Raw genomic sequence first — 15772 nt, 5'->3', positions numbered from 1 at the left:
GCCTACTTCGCGTCGGGATAGACGACCGGCAGGACCAACGCCGACGGATGGGCAGCGTCCATGAAGACGCTGTTGGTCGCCACGCGGGGTGCCTGCCTGTGCTCTCCCGGCGCCTCGCCGGTATTGGGATTCACTTCAAAGCGCGGGCTGCTCGACGAGGTGATGTGCAACGCGATCCTGTGGCCCTTTTCGAAGGTGATCGCGGTGGACCAGAGGTCGATGTCGAGCTCCTCTGGCGCGCCGGGCGTCATCATCTTCACCTCGTCGGGCATGCGCCCGTGGCGGTAGCGGGCGCGGACGGGAGCGTCCAGCACGAGGGCCTCGTAGCCGTCCGGATAGACGTCGACCAGCTTGGCCATGAAGTCGGTGTCGGGGCCATCGGTGGCCCCATAGAGTTCAACCTTTACGGGCCCTGCGATCGTCACATCCTTGTCGAGCGCCGGCGTCTGGAAGCGCAGGTAGTCGCCCCGCGGGCCGATCGCGCGCTGATCCATCGGTCCGCGTTCGAAGGTCAGGTTGGCGCCGCCCACGGTGGGGACCGGGTTGGCCGGGTCGAAGCGGTAGGAGACTTTCACGCCGTCGCCCGTCGGGGCCTTGGCGCTGAGCACCTTGTCGTGGGTTAGATAGTAGCGCACCTCGCGGTTGGCCGGCGGCCAGTTCGCCGAGGTCAGCATGCGGTTCTTGGGCGAGAGCGCGCCCTTCTCCGCTGCGGCCATCATGTAGTAGCTGACCGGCGGCTCATCCATGATCCCGTTGTCGACGCCCTTCAGCCAGTAGTCGAACCAGCGTATCTCCTGGTCGCCGGCCAGGTTCAGCCGGTCGAAGCCCGGATATTCCAGGTTCCCGCTCAGCGTCCCATGGCCGAACGGCCCCATCAGGAGCTTCTGGTTGCCCCGCGCGCCCTTCGCTCCTTGGTTCTGCAGATATTCGAAGTTCGAAATGTTCCCGTGGTCGAAGATGTCGTACCAGCCGCCGACGTTGTAGATCGGGATCTGGATGTACTTGCGGTTCGTGCTCATCGCGCTGCGGTTCCAGATGATGTCGTCCGCGACCCGCCGACGCTGGCCATCGAGCACCGCGTCCGAAACGCCCTGCCCTTTCGACCACCCGAGGACGTCCTTCTCCTTCAGCACCCCGCCCATGTAGCTGTTCTGCATGAGGTCGTAGGGCGCCACCACGACGTAGGCCGCCTTCAGGTGCGGCGGAGCGGCCATGGCCGCCTCGTTGGAGGTGATGCCCATCGCCGAGCCTCCGGAGAGGCCGACCTTGCCGTTGCTCCAGGGCTGGGCGGCGGCCCATTCGACGCTGTCGTAGCCGTCCTCGATGTCGTTCTCGAACGCGGCGTAGAAGCCCTGGCTGCGCCCCTTGCCGCGTACGTCCTGCAGCACGAAGACGAAGCCCGCATCGGTGTAGTGCTTGGCCTGCTTGACGAGCGCCGCGCGCATCTTCGCGCCATCCGGATCGTGCTCCTTGTCGAGGCGGCCGTCCTTCAGATAGGGCGTGCGGGTCATCACCACGGGCCATGGACCGGTTCCCGCGGGCTTGAAGACGTTGGCGGCGAGCTTCACGCCGTCGCGCATCGCAGCCATCTCCTCGACCGCGCCCGGCGGCAGGCCAGGCCACTTCGGGGCGGGCGTCGCCACTGCGGGCTTCGCCGCCGGCTCCAACGCGTAGGCCGGGCTCGTCGCCAGCGCCAAGGCCAGGGCGAAATGGGTCAGTTTGCTCATCGTGGAATCCCCCGGCGGGTCTTTGCGCCCGCGAAAATGGCTTGGTTCAAATGCCGCTGACGCATGACGTCGGGCCGAGACGATGTAAGCACGCCAACCTCACTGATGTCAGCCCGTAGACGGACCTGGAACAGGCCGGCCGGGGCTCGACGCCAGCGCGCCTTATCGCGCGCGCCCTTCCAGGCTCCGCCGGCGCGCACTAAGACGCTTCCATGCGTCCGCTGAAATCCAGATCCGGCGCCGTGACCCGGCAAGACGCCGAAGGGCTGGACGCGGCCGATCCGCTGGCGAGGTTCCGCGGCGCGTTCGCCCTGCCGCCAGGCGTGATCTACCTCGACGGAAACTCACTCGGCCCGCCTCCGCTGGCGGCCCATCAGCGCCTCGCCGAAACGATTCGCGAGGAGTGGGGTGAAGGCTTGGTCCGCAGCTGGAATGAAGCCGGATGGATCGCCGCACCCATGCGGGTCGGGTCCAAGATCGCCCGGCTGCTCGGGGCTCAGCCCGATGAGGTCGTCGTCGCCGATTCCACCTCCGTGAACCTTTTCAAGCTGGCCGCCGGCGCGCTGTCGCTTCGGCCAGGCCGGAAAACCGTTCTGTCGGAATTCGGCAACTTTCCGACCGACCTCTACGCCCTCCAGGGCCTGACCGCGCTGCTGGGCGAGCGCGCCAAGCTGAAGACCGTGGCGCCGCAAGACCTCATCGCCGCCATCGATGAGGACACCGCCGTCGTCGTGCTGACTCACGTCCACTATAAGTCAGCGCTCCGTTGGGACATGGCGAAGGTGACCGCTTTGGCCCACGCCAAAGGCGCTCTGGTGCTCTGGGACCTGTGCCATAGCGCAGGCGCTATCGCCGTCGACCTGACCGCTGCAGGGGCCGACCTGGCGGTGGGCTGCAGCTACAAGTACCTGAACGGCGGACCTGGCGCGCCGGCCTTCCTGTTCGTGGCCAAACGTCACCAGGCCTCGATCCGCTCGCCGCTGACCGGCTGGATGGGCCACGCAGAGCCGTTCGCCTTCGAGGATGGTTATCGTCCGGCTACGGACATTCGCGGCCAGATCACCGGAACCCCGCCGATCCTTGGTCTGGCGGCGCTAGAGGTCGGTGTCGACCTGCAGCTGGAAGCCGATCCCGGGACGGTGGAGGCTAAGGGCCGGGCGCTGACAGACCTGTTCATCGCCGAGGTGGAGGCCCGCAACGTCGATCCCGATCTCGCGTTGGCGAGCCCGCGGGACGGCGCAGCGCGGGGACTTCACGTCGCCTTCTCCCATCCTCAGGGATATGCGCTGGTCCAGGCCATGATGGCGCGCGGGGTGGTGGGCGATTTCCGTGCGCCGGACATCGCACGCTTCGGTTTCTCGCCGCTGTTCCTGGGCTTCGCCGAAGTCTGGGAGGCGGCGCAAATCCTCTGCGAAGTGCTCGCCACCCGGGCCTGGGACCGGGTGGAGTTCCAAACGCGCGCGGCGGTCACCTGACCTCAGAGTGCAGCGACATCATTTGCAACTGATGGTCGTAACATTGCGTCAGTAAATTGCGGGCAGGTTGGCGACTGAGCGGAGTCGTCAACCATGTCTCCCCGCCCAGGACGCCGGACCATGATGCGAAGCCCGCTGCCGAACACAATGGTCTTCGCCGTTCAGATCAGCCGGAACCTGGTCATTCAGGCCAGCGGACTGGCCATGATCGTCATCGCCCTCCTGACCGTGACGCCCTGGCGCTGGGTGCTCGGTTGGTCGGTGGCGGCGTTCGTGGTTTTGGCGCTCGAGGATATTCTGTTGCGCGTCGTCGCCAGGGGCGGCCGCTTTACGAGCGCGGCCGGAGCCTGGGCGGTCCTCGCGCGCATCGTGGCGACGAGCCTCTCGGCCCTGGCGGCGCTCGCACTGATCGCCCGGGGCGGACCCAGCGAGCGCCTCTTCGCCTTCGCCCTGATGAGCGTCTCCATGGTGCACGTGCTCATGTGCTACTACCGCTCTTGGCGGATTCTGATCGCGTGCCTGTCGCCGTATGCCGCGGTGCTGGGCCTGGTGACCTACAATCAGGCCGCGATCGCTCTGGCGCATGGTCATAATTGGCGTGCGCTTGTCGCCTGCTTCACCATGGTCACCGTTGCCGTGCAGCTCTGGTCGGCCCGGGGGCAGCTTGCCGCCGCCTGGAACGAGCTGATGACCGCACGCGAGGCTGCGGAGGAACGAGAGCGCGCGGCCGAACAGGCCAACCGCGCCAAGTCGGACTTCCTGGCGACGATGAGCCACGAGTTGCGCACGCCGCTGAACGGGGTGCTGGGCATGACCCAAGCGCTCGCCGCCGAACCGCTGACGCAGGTGCAGTACGAACAGGTGAGAGTCATCCGCCGCTCGAGCGAGAGCCTGCTGGCGGTGCTGAACGATCTCCTCGATCTTTCCAAGATCGAGGCCTGCGCCCTCGAGCTGGAAGTGGCTGAGTTCGACCTGGAACACCTGATGCGCGGCATTGTCGCCGCCTATCAGCCGCTCGCCGAAAAGAAGGGTCTATCCTTCTCCTTTGAGATCGACGCCGCCGCCCGCGGCCACTACGAGGGCGACTCGCCGCGCATCCGGCGCATGCTATACAGCCTGGCCGACAACGCGGTTAAGTTCACCGACACGGGCGGAGTGACCCTCAGCGCGACGTGGGAAGCCGACGGATTGGTGTTCCGCGTCGCTGACACCGGGATCGGCATTGCTGCGGTGGATCTCGAGCGCCTTTTCGACGGTTTCTTCCAAGCCGACGCGAGCCGCACCCGCCGGTATGGCGGCGCCGGCCTCGGGCTCGCCATCTGCCGTGAGGTGACCCTCCTGATGGGCGGCGCGATCGAGGCCGAGAGCGAGCCGCGCGGTGGCTCGACCTTCATCCTGAGGCTGCCCCTGCCACGGGTCGACGCGCGCCCTTCCGCCGTCGGCCCCCAGAGATCCCCGACGCCGGCGGCCGTGACCCCTCGCGAAATCCGAATCCTCGCCGCCGAGGACAACGTTACCAACCGCGTGGTGCTGAAAGCCCTGCTGGATCAGGCCGGCATCATCGCGACCGTTGTCGAGAACGGACGCGAGGCCCTGGAGGCCTGGGAGGTGCAGGACTGGGATGTGATCCTTATGGATATCCAGATGCCGGTGATGGACGGCGTGGCCGCGACACTGGCTATCCGCGACCGCGAACGGGCGCGCGGGTTGCGCCACACGCCGATCATCGCGGTGACGGCCAACGCCATGACCCATCAGGTAGCCGAGTACAAGGCGGCCGGCATGGACCAGATGGTGCCCAAGCCCATCGATGCAACCGCCCTCTTTGCGGCCATCGCGCAAGTCGTTGAATCGCCCCCGGCGCAGTCGGTCCCGTTCAGCCGAACGGCCTCGGCGGCCTGACAGGCGCACGACGGACCATCGCACTAGGTCAGGCCGCGCCACCGGTCGGATTGCGAACGCCCCTTGCCAGATCGGTAAGGCGGGTCTCACCTTCCCTCCGAGCTGAAACGGAGGACCGGCCATGGCCGACGATGCCGCCGCCTTCGACGCCGCGCGCGCCGAAGCGTATTCGACGCCCCTCGATAAGATCGACGTCAGCCTGCAGGACCGCTTCGTCACCGACACCTTCTGGCCCTTCTTCGAGCGCCTTCGCCGCGAGGACCCGGTCCACTACTGCGCCGAGAGCGAGTTCGGGCCTTATTGGTCAGTGACCAAGTTCGACGACATCGTCGAGGTGGAGACGCATCACGACGTCTTCTCTTCCCAGGGCGCGATCTCGATCTACGACCCCGCCGACGATGACATGCAGATGCCCAACTTCATCGCCATGGACCCCCCGAAACACGACGTGCAGCGCAAGACGATTGCGCCGATCGTCTCCTCCGACAACCTCGCCAACTTCGCGCCTCTGATCCGCAGCCGGGCCGCGAAGATCCTCGACGAATTACCGATCGGCGAGCCCTTCGACTGGGTCGAGCGGGTATCGGTGGAACTCACCGTTCAGATGCTGGCGACCCTATTCGACTTTCCCTTCGAGGAGCGTCACAAGCTCCGCTACTGGTCCGACCTCGCCGTCACCGACATGAGCGATGTCATGACCCGCGATGAGGTTCACGCCGAGCTCATGGCGTGCGCCGCCTATTTCAAGGGCCTTTGGGACCAGCGCGTCGACGCCCCGCCCGCGAACGACCTGATCTCGATGCTGGCCCACGGCGAGTCCACCAAGGAAATGCCGCTGATGGAGTTCCTGGGGAACATCATCCTCTTGATCGTCGGCGGCAACGACACGACCCGCAACTCGATCACCGGCGGCCTGATCGCGTTCACCCAGAATCCGGATCAGCTCGCCAAGCTTCGCGCCAATCCGGCGCTGCTGGACTCGACGATCCCTGAGATCATTCGCTGGCAGACCCCGGTTGCCCACATGCGCCGCACCGCAAGGGCCGATTTCCAGCTTGGCGGCAAGACCATCACGGCCGGCGAAAAGGTGGTGATGTGGTACGTATCGGGTAACCGGGACGACACGGCGATCGAGAACCCCGAGGCATTCATCATCGACCGCGAGCGTCCACGCCACCACGTCTCGTTCGGCTTCGGAATCCACCGCTGCGTCGGCATGCGGCTGGCGGAGATGCAGCTGAAGATCGTCTGGGAGGAGATCCTGAAGCGCTTCCCGACGATCGAGGTCTTGGACAAGCCTGTGCGGCTGAAGTCCTGCTTCCTGCGCGCCTATCGCCAACTGACGGTCCGTATTCCGGCAGCGGCCTGAGCGGCGGCGAACCTGGTTTAGCGAAGGGCTGCAGGTTTGAGCCGTGCCAGGCTTCGATCCAGTTCGCGGCCGAAATTGCTCGTCACCAAATCCGTTCCCCAGTGGTGATTCGCTTAGAGCCTCCGAGGACACGGCGAGCGCCAGCGCTGTGTCAGACTGCCGGGCCGACGGCCAGGGCCAGCCGCTGACCGCCATTTTTTCCTTTGGCGGGCCGGTCGGTGGATTTCCGACCCGGCACGGTCGGAAACTTCAATCATTTCAGATAGAAGTGGCGGTGACGGAGGGATTCGAACCCTCGATACCCTTTCAGGTATGACGATTTAGCAAACCGTTGCCTTCAGCCACTCGGCCACGTCACCTTGAGACGTCGAGATTTCGCTCGGCGCCCGATCCAGCAGCAGGCGGCCTAACGGCCGGCCGAGCTGGGAGCGGGTTTCTAGCTGACGCGCGCGGCTCTGCCTAGACGGCTGTGCGCCTCGGCCGCAAACGGAAGCTCATGGCCAAACACGGCCTCTCAGCCTTGGGCAAGCCACTCGCGGGCCTGGCGTTGCGCTTCGGCGACGTCGTCGGAGGCCATCTCCTCGGAAATCTCCTTACGGTACACCTTGGCCTCGACCGAGCCGCGCATGGCGGCAAGGTTGAACAGCATGTGAGCCGAAACATAGTCCAGCGGCGCCCCGCCCTGGCCCGTCGAATAGAGCAGACCCAGGCGGAACAACTCGTCCCCGGTCGCTTGAGCGTCCGGCAACGGCAATCCCTCGGTGGCGACTTGCAGCTGCGCAAGCATGACCTTGTCCCTGTTGCGACCGGCGAACCCCCGTTCTGGGAACCCTGTTCCGGCCCTATCGCAGCCTCAGGAAACAGGCATGGCGCTGAACACATGGTTAAAGCCGCCGTTGTCTGATTTTCATGTGGCCTGCAGGTCGCACGCGCGGTGCTAGTGGCGCGCCCTCTGGCCGAACAACATCTTTCGCGCCTCTTCGGCCTCCTTGCCCGTGGCCTGCAGGCCAGGGCCGCGGCGAATGTCGTGCCCGATCTGCATGGCCTTTGCGACGGCGGGGCGGGCCTCCATGCGCGCGAACCACGCCTTCAGATTGGGAAATTCCTCAAGGTCGATCCCCTGCAGCTTCCAGGGCACGGTCCACGGCCAACTGGCCATGTCGGCGATGGAATAGTCGCCGCAGATGTACTCACGCCCCTGCAGTCGGGCATCGAGCACGCCATAGAGGCGGTTGACCTCGTTGGTATATCGGATGGCGCCGTAGGCGACCTGGCGCTGGTCGGCGATCATCGCGGGCGCGTAGCCTCGGAAGTGGTGCGCCTGGCCGGCGTTTGGGCCGAGATTGGCCATCTGCCAGTACACCCACTCCTCGATTTGCACGCGGGTGCGCTCGTCCGATCCGTAGAACTGCCCCGTCTTGCGGCCAAGGTACTGGAGGATTGCGCCAGATTCGAAAACCGACATCGCCGCGCCGTCAGGTCCGTCAGGATCGATAATGGCCGGCATGCGATTGTTGGGGCTTATCGCCAGGAACGCCGAGGTGAACTGTTCGCCGCGACCGATGTTCACCGGTTTGATCTCGTAAGGGAGGCCCATTTCCTCGAGCGCGATAGTGATCTTGTGCCCGTTGGGCGTCGGCCAGTAGTAAACTTCGATCGGTCGAACCATGCGATCTTCCCCTTTTACGCGCGCTTCTGCCACGATAGATGGCCAAGCCTCTGACATAGGCAAGCGTACGGGCAGATCGCCCACATTTGTTCAGGCGCAGTTCAGGCGTGCCTGACATTGTAAACGCCGACAGAGGGGCTTTTTAGGACGACCGGCGAATGCGACGCCTGATCTCCTTCGCGTCGGCCGCTGTGTTCGTAGCCGGTCTATTGGCGACGAACGGCGAGGCCATGGCGAAGGATCATCACGACGGCGGCGGCCGCCCTGAGCAGCACGGCCCAGGGAGCGACGGCCGTGCGCCCGGAGGCTACGGCCGCATGCCGGGCGGTTACGGCCGCATGCCCGGCGGCGGCCACGGCGCGCCACCACCTCAGGCGTGGCCGGGCGGCGAATACCGGGGCGGGACCGAATATCGCGGCGACGGACGCTGGGAGCGCCAGGAACCCCGCCGCGAGACGCGTCCTGATCCTCGGTACGAGCGCCGCGCCGACCCGCGCACCTACGCCCCGCCGCCAAGCCCCTACCAGGCTGCTCCGCGTCGCGGCGGCTATCTTGGACCCTACGGGGGCGAGGTGATCCAGGACCCTGGCCGCTATCGCCTGCGCCCGCCGCCGCGCGGCTATGACTGGGTGCGCACGCCCGCCGGCATGGCGCTGGTCTCGCGGTCCACCGGCCAGGTCTTTGACGTGGTGCCGTACTAGGTCCGGCGCAATCAGATCGATTCGATCTGATCCCTGGGCCGTTATCCCTGAGCCTGCGGCTTCAACCGGCGCCGAGCTTGGCGCGAAGCAGTCGGTTGATGAGGCCCGGGTTCGCCTTTCCGCCGGTTTCCTTCATCACCTGACCGACGAACCAGCCGATGGCCTGGGGCTTGTCCTTGACCTGGGCGGCCTGTCCGGGGTTACCGGCGATCAACCTGTCGATAATGGCGTCAAGAGCGCCGGTGTCGGAGACCTGCTGGAGCCCCTGCTTCTCCACCACCTCGCGCGCGCGGCCCTCCCCGGCCCACATGCGTTCGAAGACGTCCTTGGCGATCTTCGAGGAGATCACGCCCTCCTCAATGAGCTGCACCAGCTCGGCGACGCCGTCGGGGCCGATGGGCGAATCCGCGATCTCCAGCCCTCCGGCGGTCAACCGCGCGGCCAGGTCGTTGGTCACCCAGTTGGCGGTGAGCTTGGCGTCGCGGCCCTTGGCGGCGGCCTCGTAGAAGTCGGCGCGGGCCTGCTCGGTTATCAGCACGCCGGCGTCATAGGCCGAGAGCCCGTACTGGGACTGAAGGCGGGCCTTCTTGGCGTCGGGCAGTTCCGGCAGGGTCGCCTCGATAGCCTTGACCCAGGCGGGATCGAGGTCGAGCGGCAGGAGGTCCGGATCGGGGAAGTAGCGGTAGTCGTGCGCCTCTTCCTTCGAGCGCATGGACCGGGTCTCCCCCTTGCCCGGATCGAACAGCCGGGTCTCCTGGTCGACCTTGCCGCCATCCTCGATGATCTCGATCTGGCGGCGCGCCTCATACTCGATGGCCTGCTGGATGTAGCGGTAGGAGTTGACGTTCTTGATCTCGCAGCGCGTGCCCAGATGGCTGAAGCTGCCGGTCTCGCGGAACTTCTCGTAGGCGCCGGGGCGGCAGACCGACACGTTCACGTCAGCCCGCAGGTTGCCCTTCTCCATGTCGCCGTCGCAGGTGCCCAGATAGACCAGGATAGTGCGCAGCTTCTTGACGTAAGCGGCCGCCTCTTCCGACGAGCGCATGTCGGGCATAGAGACGATCTCCATCAGGGCCGTGCCTGCGCGATTGAGGTCGACGTAAGTCGAGCCGGGATCCTGATCGTGCAGGCTCTTGCCGGCATCCTGTTCCAGGTGCAGCCGCTCGATACGAACCGTGAAGGTCGAGCCATCATCGTGTTCGACGGTCACCTCGCCCTCGCCCACGATCGGATGCTTGTACTGGCTGATCTGATAGCCCTGCGGCAGGTCGGGGTAGAAATAGTTCTTCCGGTCGAAATGGCTCTTCAGATTGATCTGGGCCTTCAGGCCAAGTCCGGTCTTCACCGCCTGTTCAACGCAGTGCCGGTTGATCACCGGCAGCATGCCCGGCATGGCGGCATCCACGAGCGAGACCTGCTCGTTCGGCCCAGCGCCGAATCCCACGGCCGCGCCGCTGAACAACTTCGCGTTCGAAGCCACCTGGGCGTGGACCTCCAACCCCAGGACAATTTCCCACGGGCCGGTGCGGCCCTCGATCAACTTGCTCTTCTCAGTCATTCCGCCTCACTAACGCCCCGAAGGCCCCAGAGAAAGCGTGACGCGCGCGTCAGCTTGCGCAAGGCTACAAAAGCAGGCTCAAAGGACGCCGCTATTGGAACCTCGGGGAAGGAACCCATGAAGACCACCACCCTCGCGGCGCTGGCCGCCCTCGCCACGCTGGCGGCTGCGCCGGCCTTCGCCCAACCGGGCCCTCCGCCCGCGCCCGCGACGGCCGCCGCAGGCCCCTTAAGCGTCGAAAAGACCCCGATCGGGAGCCTGTGGGCCAACCCGGCCGCCAAGGCGGTGCTCCTGAAGGAGTTGCCGACGCTTGAGCAGTACATGGACCAGATCAAGGACATGACGCTGTCCCAGGTCGCCCCGATGAGCCAGGGCGCGATCGACGACGCCAAGCTGAAGGCCATTCAGGCCGAGCTCGACAAAATCAAATAGAGTCTTTTTTGTGCGCCCACTCGTCCCGTTCGCGGGTCGGTGGTCGCCTGTGCTCGACGACGGATCAACAGCGCCGCGCTTCAAGCATCAAGCTTGCGCCGCACCCCGCCGCTGCGTTCATGCTCGGCGGGATCAACACCCGGGGAAGGAACCCATCAGATGACCATTAAGCTCGCCGCGGGCCTTATCGCCCTCGCGACCCTCGCCGCCGTTCCGGCATTCGCTCAAGCGCCCGCCGCGGCTCCTGCCGCCGCGCCGGCCGCTGCGAGCGGTCCGGTGTCGGTCGACAAGACCACCATCGGCGCCCTGTGGGCCAACCCGACCTCCAAGGCGGTCCTCGAAAAGGACGTTCCCGGCATTGACCAGTACATGGACCAGATCAAGGACATGACGCTGGCCCAGGTCGCCCCGATGAGCCAAGGCGCCATCGACGACGCCAAGCTGAAGCAAATCCAGGCCGACCTCGACAAGGCCGGCAAGTAGGTTTGGATTATAGCAGTCTCTCGCCCCTCGGGGCGGGAGGCCGCACCTTCTAGCGCGCCGCGGAGGTGGCTGAAGCCGCAGGCCGCGCGTCCGGCGCCGGTTCCTTCAGCAACGGCGTTACCAGCGCATCAAAACCCTCCAGGTCGAACGCGCCCGACGCGGCGTAGCGTAGCGTCCCCGCCCGATCGATCACATAGCTCGTCGGCACCCCTTCCTTGACGCGGTAGCTGGCCCCGGAAATGCTGGTTGCGAGCGGAAACGACAGGACTCCCTGCAGCGGTTTCAGCTTGGAGCTCGGGAACTGCAACTCGACAGTCACGGCGTAGATTTTCAGATCCGTGCCCGGATGGGTCCGCAGATAGTTCTCAAACGCGACCATCTCGGCTTTGCATGGGGTGCACCACGTCGCCCAGCGGTTTACGACGACAACCTTGCCCTTCAGGCCGGCCAGCGTCACCTCCTGCTTATCGAGCGTCGTCAGGCTGAAGTCGTGGGCAGGCTTGCCGACATCGGAGGCCTGTGCGGCGCTCGCCGCGAGCAACAAGCCAAGCGCCAGCGCGCTGGTTATCCAGGATTTCACGACAGTCCGGCCCCCCACGCCCCAGCGCTTCGGCGCAGATTGCCCGCGTCAGGGGCGGATCACCACCATTTTTGCGGCTTGGCCCGGAAGTCCGCAGCCTTCTCCAGCGCGCCGCCCAGCGAGAACAGGGTGCTTTCGTCGAGCGCGCGGCCGATCAGCTGCAGGCCAAGCGGGAGGCCCGAGGCGTCGAGGCCGGCCGGCACGCTCATCCCGGGCAGTCCGGCGAGGTTCACGGTGACCGTGAAGATGTCGTTCAGGTACATGGCGACCGGGTCGTCCGACTTGTCGCCCAGGCTGAAGGCGGCCGAAGGAGCCGTCGGCGTCAGGAGCGCGTCGACCTTTTCGAACGCCTGGTCGAAGTCGTCGGCGATGCGGCGGCGAACCTTCAGCGCCTTCAGGTAATAGGCGTCGTAATAGCCGGCCGAGAGCACATAGGTGCCGATCAGGATCCGGCGCTTGACCTCGGCGCCGAAGCCTTCGGCGCGCGAATTTTCATAGGTCTCCGTCAGGTTTCCGCCGTCGACGCGCAGGCCGTAACGCATGCCATCGTAGCGGGCTAGGTTCGACGACGCCTCGGCCGGGGCTACGATGTAGTAGGCCGGCAGGGCATACTTAGTGTGAGGCAGGGAGATCTCGACGATCTCGCAGCCGGCGTCCTTCAGCCAGGCGATTCCCTGCTCCCAGAGCGCTTCGATCTCGGCGGGCATCCCGTCCACGCGGTATTCGCGTGGCACGCCGACGCGCAGGCCCTTCACCGATTTGCCGACGAACGACGCGAAGTCAGGCGTTTCGACCGCCAGGCTTGTGGAGTCCTTCGGGTCATGACCGGCCATCGAAGTCAGCAGGAGGGCGGCGTCCTCGACGGTGCGCGCCATCGGCCCCGCCTGGTCCAGCGAAGAGGCGAAGGCCACGACGCCCCAGCGCGAGCAGCGGCCATAGGTGGGCTTGATACCAACCGTGCCGGTGAAAGAGGCCGGCTGGCGGATCGAGCCGCCGGTATCGGTGGCTGTTGCGCCCAGGCAGAGCTCGGCGGCGACCGCCGAGGCCGAGCCGCCGGAGGACCCGCCGGGCGTCAGCTTGGCGTTGCCGCCGCTCGAGCGCCAGGGATTGACCACCGGTCCCCAGGCCGAGGTCTCGTTGGACGAGCCCATGGCGAACTCGTCCATGTTGAGCTTGCCCAGCATGACGGCCCCATCGCGCCAGAGATTGGCGGTGACGGTCGATTCGTAGGTCGGCGTGAACTCGCCGATGATTTTCGAGCCGGCGGTCGATCGCACGCCCTTGGTGCAGAAGAGGTCCTTGATACCCAGTGGCGCGCCGTCCAGTGGCCCCGCCGTCCCAGCCGCTCGGCGATCGTCCGAAGCCTTGGCCATCGCCAGCGCCTGTTCCGGAGTCTCCAGAACGTAGGCGTTGAGCGCGCGTGCGGCTTCGACGGCCTCGACGTGCGCCTGGGTGAGCTCGACAGAGGAGAAGGCCTTGGACTTCAAGCCCTCCAGGGCGGCCTTGAGCGTGAGCGAGGTAAACTCAGTCATCTATTCGACCACCTTGGGGACGACGAAGAAGTTACCCGCCCGCTTGGGGGCGTTGGAGAGCACGAGCTCCGGATCGCCGCCTTCGGTGACCACGTCGTCGCGCATGGGCGCGGGCATGTGCACAGCCGACGCCATCGGCTCGACGCCGTCAGTGTCGACCTCGTTCAGCTGCTCGATCCAGTCGATGATGGCCGAGAGTTCCCTGGCCAGGCCCTCAAGCTTCTCCTCAGGCTCGGCGATCCTCGCCAGCCTGGCGACCTTGCGCACGGTCGCCGCGTCGATGGTCATGCCATCCTCCTCAAACTCAAGGGCGTGGGTTAGCCGTGCGGCGGGTGGTTTTGCAAGCTATGGGTGGCCGATGGCCGTCGTAGACCTCCTCGAACTCCCCGCCCAGCTGAGCGCCTATGCGCCGATCGTGGGCTTGGACCTGGGGGAAAAGACGATCGGCGTGGCCGTCTCCGACGCAACGCGAACGGTCGCCACGCCCATGGAGCTGATCCGCAAGACCAAATTCACCAACGACGCGAAGGCGCTGTTCAAGCTGATGGAAAGCCGCGGCGCAGCGGCGATCATCATCGGGCTCCCGGTCAACATGGATGGCACGGAAGGCCCGCGATGCCAGTCCAGCCGCGCCTTCGCCCGCAATCTGCTGCGGCTCCAGGACCTGCCGATCGCCTTCTGGGACGAGCGGATGAGTTCCATGGCGGTCAATCGGGTGCTGATCGACGAGGCCGATGTCACAAGATCCCGGCGGGCCGACCTGGTGGATAAGATGGCCGCCGCCTGGATCCTGCAAGGCGCGCTGGAGCGCCTGCGCGCGGCGACTTGACTCCGTACCGAGGTACGGAGGCTAGAAATGCCTTCGATGTGAAGGAGGCGACAGAGCATGATGCGGCGCCGGACCATCGGACGCCTGGCCCGCGAGGCGGGCGTGGGCGTCGAGACCATTCGCTTCTACGAGCGCCGTGGCGTACTGCCGAGGCTGGCCCGCCCCGCCGACGGCGGCTATCGTCACTACGACGACGAGGCTGTGCGGATCCTGCGCTACGTTCGGCTTGCCCAGGGTCTTGGTTTCACCCTGAAGGACGTCGAGCGCCTTCTCGCCCGCGCCGGCGATGGACCCGGGACGTTCTGTGCGGTCGTCCGCGAGACCGCCGAGGCCAAGCTGGCCGGCGTGCGGGTCGAGCTTCGTGCGCTTGCCGAACAGCAGGCGAGACTGGAGAGCTTTATCACCGGCTGCCGGGCGAGATCCGCTGCGGGCGGCTGCCCCGTGCTAGCCGATTTCCCGTCGCACTCCGGAGGCGTCCATGTCGCCCGTCCGTAGAGGAGCGCTTGCGGCCGTGGCTTTGGCGACGATCACGGTCCACGCCGCGGCCGCGGCGGACCCAGCGGTCGAGGTGCTGCAGCGAGGCTATGTGCGGGCGTGGAACCGAGCCGACGCGGCCGCCATCGCGGGCTTCTTCTGTCCAGACGGCGATTCACCAATCCGACCGGCCTCCACGCCGAGGGCCGCGCTCACATTTTAGCCTTCTACGCCCAGGCGTTCGCCATGGGCTACGCCGGCAGCCAGGGGGGCTTCAAAGCCCCTACGGTCGAGGGTGGCGGCGCCTGGCGTGATGGTCGTGGACGGCGAGTGGTCCATCCGCGGCGCGCACACGCCGCAGGGTGGCGCGAGGGCGGCGGAACAGGGCCTCGCCACCGCTGTGCTCGTCCGAGCCGGCCAAGGCTGGCTGATCGCAGCCCTGCGCGAGCAGGGTTCGCGGGCCGGCTGAGCTAAAGCCCGCCCGCGAACAGGTCCACCTTGCCGATCTCGACGCCCCTGGAGCGGAGGATCCCGTAGGCCGTCGAGAGATGGAAATAGAGGTTGGTGGTCGCAAAGACGGTCAGCCACTGAGCCGCCGGAAGTGTCGGTTCCATCCCCGTGCCGATCATGACTGTCAGCGGAACATCGTCGCGCCCGGCGAACTGGTCGGGGGTCAGGGCCGCCAAATAGGCCTTGGCTTCGGCGATGGCGGCCAGGAAGTCGGCGAGACTCAGGTCGGCGCCGACCTCCGCTGGCAAGGCAAGACCGGCCACTCTCGCCGGCCACTGCCGCGAGAAATTGCAGACCACCATCACTTGGAAGCGAAGCGGCTGCATGTCGTCGATCAGACGCCAGTCGAGCATTTCGTTTTCGGAAACGCCGGTGGCCACGGCGTGCGCGGCGCCCTTCTTCAGGAGGTGGGCGGCGGTGTCGAGGAGGCGCGAATAAAGGCCGACGAAGGTGAAGAGGTTGACGGACATGGCGGCTCCGGTGGGCGAATCTGGCCGGCGGCGGGTCGAACCCTAGGCGTCGGGAGGCGGC

General features: G+C 66.2%; 18 protein-coding genes and 1 tRNA gene. 10 read left to right on the top strand and 9 right to left on the bottom strand.

What is annotated here, in order from left to right; all coding sequences use genetic code 11:
- Positions 1 to 2 precede the first annotated feature (2 nt).
- The gene (locus VGI62_RS01625) at positions 3 to 1727 is read right to left on the bottom strand and encodes a CocE/NonD family hydrolase (RefSeq protein ID WP_331502643.1); all 1725 of its coding nucleotides are present in this window, start codon (positions 1725 to 1727) and stop codon (positions 3 to 5) included.
- A gap of 242 nt (positions 1728 to 1969) precedes the next feature.
- On the opposite strand from VGI62_RS01625, the gene kynU reads away from it, so the two are divergent.
- The 3 genes from kynU (at position 1970) to VGI62_RS01610 (ending at position 6473) form a co-directional block, all read left to right on the top strand.
- Positions 1970 to 3202: a kynureninase gene (gene kynU, locus VGI62_RS01620; protein WP_331502642.1), complete on the top strand. Its 1233-nt coding sequence runs from the start codon at positions 1970 to 1972 to the stop codon at positions 3200 to 3202.
- 120 nt (positions 3203 to 3322) lie between these two features.
- Positions 3323 to 5104: an ATP-binding protein gene (locus tag VGI62_RS01615; protein WP_331502641.1), complete on the top strand. Its 1782-nt coding sequence runs from the start codon at positions 3323 to 3325 to the stop codon at positions 5102 to 5104.
- A gap of 121 nt (positions 5105 to 5225) precedes the next feature.
- Positions 5226 to 6473 carry a cytochrome P450 gene (locus VGI62_RS01610; protein ID WP_331502640.1) on the top strand — a complete coding sequence of 416 codons (1248 nt, stop codon included), beginning with the start codon at positions 5226 to 5228 and terminating at the stop codon, positions 6471 to 6473.
- A gap of 269 nt (positions 6474 to 6742) precedes the next feature.
- Here VGI62_RS01610 and VGI62_RS01605 read toward each other — a convergent pair.
- From VGI62_RS01605 to VGI62_RS01595, 3 genes are all read right to left on the bottom strand, one after another.
- A tRNA-Ser gene (locus tag VGI62_RS01605) sits at positions 6743 to 6832 on the bottom strand.
- Positions 6833 to 6987: 155 nt separating this feature from the next.
- Positions 6988 to 7260 (bottom strand): sel1 repeat family protein, encoded by a 273-nt coding sequence (locus VGI62_RS01600; protein WP_331502639.1) that lies wholly within the window; start codon positions 7258 to 7260, stop codon positions 6988 to 6990.
- Positions 7261 to 7410: 150 nt separating this feature from the next.
- A complete protein-coding gene (locus VGI62_RS01595) occupies positions 7411 to 8142 on the bottom strand; it encodes a glutathione S-transferase N-terminal domain-containing protein (protein ID WP_331502638.1) in 732 nt (243 codons plus the stop codon).
- A gap of 158 nt (positions 8143 to 8300) precedes the next feature.
- Between VGI62_RS01595 and VGI62_RS01590 the strand changes: the two genes are divergently transcribed.
- A complete protein-coding gene (locus VGI62_RS01590; protein ID WP_331502637.1) occupies positions 8301 to 8843 on the top strand; it encodes an RcnB family protein in 543 nt (180 codons plus the stop codon).
- Positions 8844 to 8904: 61 nt separating this feature from the next.
- Here VGI62_RS01590 and gatB read toward each other — a convergent pair whose 3' ends face one another.
- Positions 8905 to 10401, bottom strand: a complete 1497-nt coding sequence (gene gatB / locus VGI62_RS01585) for an Asp-tRNA(Asn)/Glu-tRNA(Gln) amidotransferase subunit GatB (protein ID WP_331502636.1) — start codon at positions 10399 to 10401, stop codon at positions 8905 to 8907.
- Between the two features lie 117 nt (positions 10402 to 10518).
- Between gatB and VGI62_RS01580 the strand changes: the two genes are divergently transcribed.
- Positions 10519 to 10833: a hypothetical protein gene (locus VGI62_RS01580; RefSeq protein ID WP_331502635.1), complete on the top strand. Its 315-nt coding sequence runs from the start codon at positions 10519 to 10521 to the stop codon at positions 10831 to 10833.
- A 159-nt stretch (positions 10834 to 10992) separates the two neighbouring features.
- Positions 10993 to 11316, top strand: a complete 324-nt coding sequence (locus VGI62_RS01575) for a hypothetical protein (protein WP_331502634.1) — start codon at positions 10993 to 10995, stop codon at positions 11314 to 11316.
- A gap of 49 nt (positions 11317 to 11365) precedes the next feature.
- On the opposite strand, the gene VGI62_RS01570 is transcribed toward VGI62_RS01575, so the two are convergent.
- The 3 genes from VGI62_RS01570 to gatC form a co-directional block, all read right to left on the bottom strand.
- A complete protein-coding gene (locus VGI62_RS01570) occupies positions 11366 to 11860 on the bottom strand; it encodes a TlpA disulfide reductase family protein (protein WP_331502633.1) in 495 nt (164 codons plus the stop codon).
- A gap of 95 nt (positions 11861 to 11955) precedes the next feature.
- The gene (gene gatA, locus VGI62_RS01565; RefSeq protein ID WP_331502632.1) at positions 11956 to 13428 is read right to left on the bottom strand and encodes an Asp-tRNA(Asn)/Glu-tRNA(Gln) amidotransferase subunit GatA; all 1473 of its coding nucleotides are present in this window, start codon (positions 13426 to 13428) and stop codon (positions 11956 to 11958) included.
- A complete protein-coding gene (gatC, locus tag VGI62_RS01560) occupies positions 13429 to 13716 on the bottom strand; it encodes an Asp-tRNA(Asn)/Glu-tRNA(Gln) amidotransferase subunit GatC (protein ID WP_331502631.1) in 288 nt (95 codons plus the stop codon).
- 70 nt (positions 13717 to 13786) lie between these two features.
- On the opposite strand from gatC, the gene ruvX reads away from it, so the two are divergent.
- The 4 genes from ruvX (at position 13787) to VGI62_RS01540 (ending at position 15200) form a co-directional block, all read left to right on the top strand.
- Entirely contained in the window at positions 13787 to 14257 is a 471-nt protein-coding gene (ruvX, locus tag VGI62_RS01555; RefSeq protein ID WP_331502630.1) for a Holliday junction resolvase RuvX, read from the top strand.
- A gap of 57 nt (positions 14258 to 14314) precedes the next feature.
- Positions 14315 to 14752, top strand: a complete 438-nt coding sequence (locus tag VGI62_RS01550) for a MerR family transcriptional regulator (RefSeq protein WP_331502629.1) — start codon at positions 14315 to 14317, stop codon at positions 14750 to 14752.
- Positions 14736 to 14954 carry a hypothetical protein gene (locus VGI62_RS01545; RefSeq protein ID WP_331502628.1) on the top strand — a complete coding sequence of 73 codons (219 nt, stop codon included), beginning with the start codon at positions 14736 to 14738 and terminating at the stop codon, positions 14952 to 14954. The genes VGI62_RS01550 and VGI62_RS01545 overlap by 17 nt, the downstream gene beginning before the upstream one ends.
- Before the next feature lie 87 nt (positions 14955 to 15041).
- Complete coding sequence (locus tag VGI62_RS01540) at positions 15042 to 15200, top strand: hypothetical protein (protein ID WP_331502627.1); 159 nt, start codon at positions 15042 to 15044, stop codon at positions 15198 to 15200.
- Between the two features lies 1 nt (position 15201).
- Here the strand turns inward: VGI62_RS01540 and VGI62_RS01535 are convergent, their stop codons facing one another.
- Positions 15202 to 15711: a DUF1993 domain-containing protein gene (locus VGI62_RS01535; RefSeq protein ID WP_331502626.1), complete on the bottom strand. Its 510-nt coding sequence runs from the start codon at positions 15709 to 15711 to the stop codon at positions 15202 to 15204.
- Positions 15712 to 15772 lie beyond the last annotated feature (61 nt).

The organism is Phenylobacterium sp. (genome assembly GCF_036495085.1).
GTDB lineage: Bacteria > Pseudomonadota > Alphaproteobacteria > Caulobacterales > Caulobacteraceae > Phenylobacterium.
Note: the sequence above shows the minus strand (reverse complement) of the source record. Positions and strands in the feature narration are given on the sequence as shown.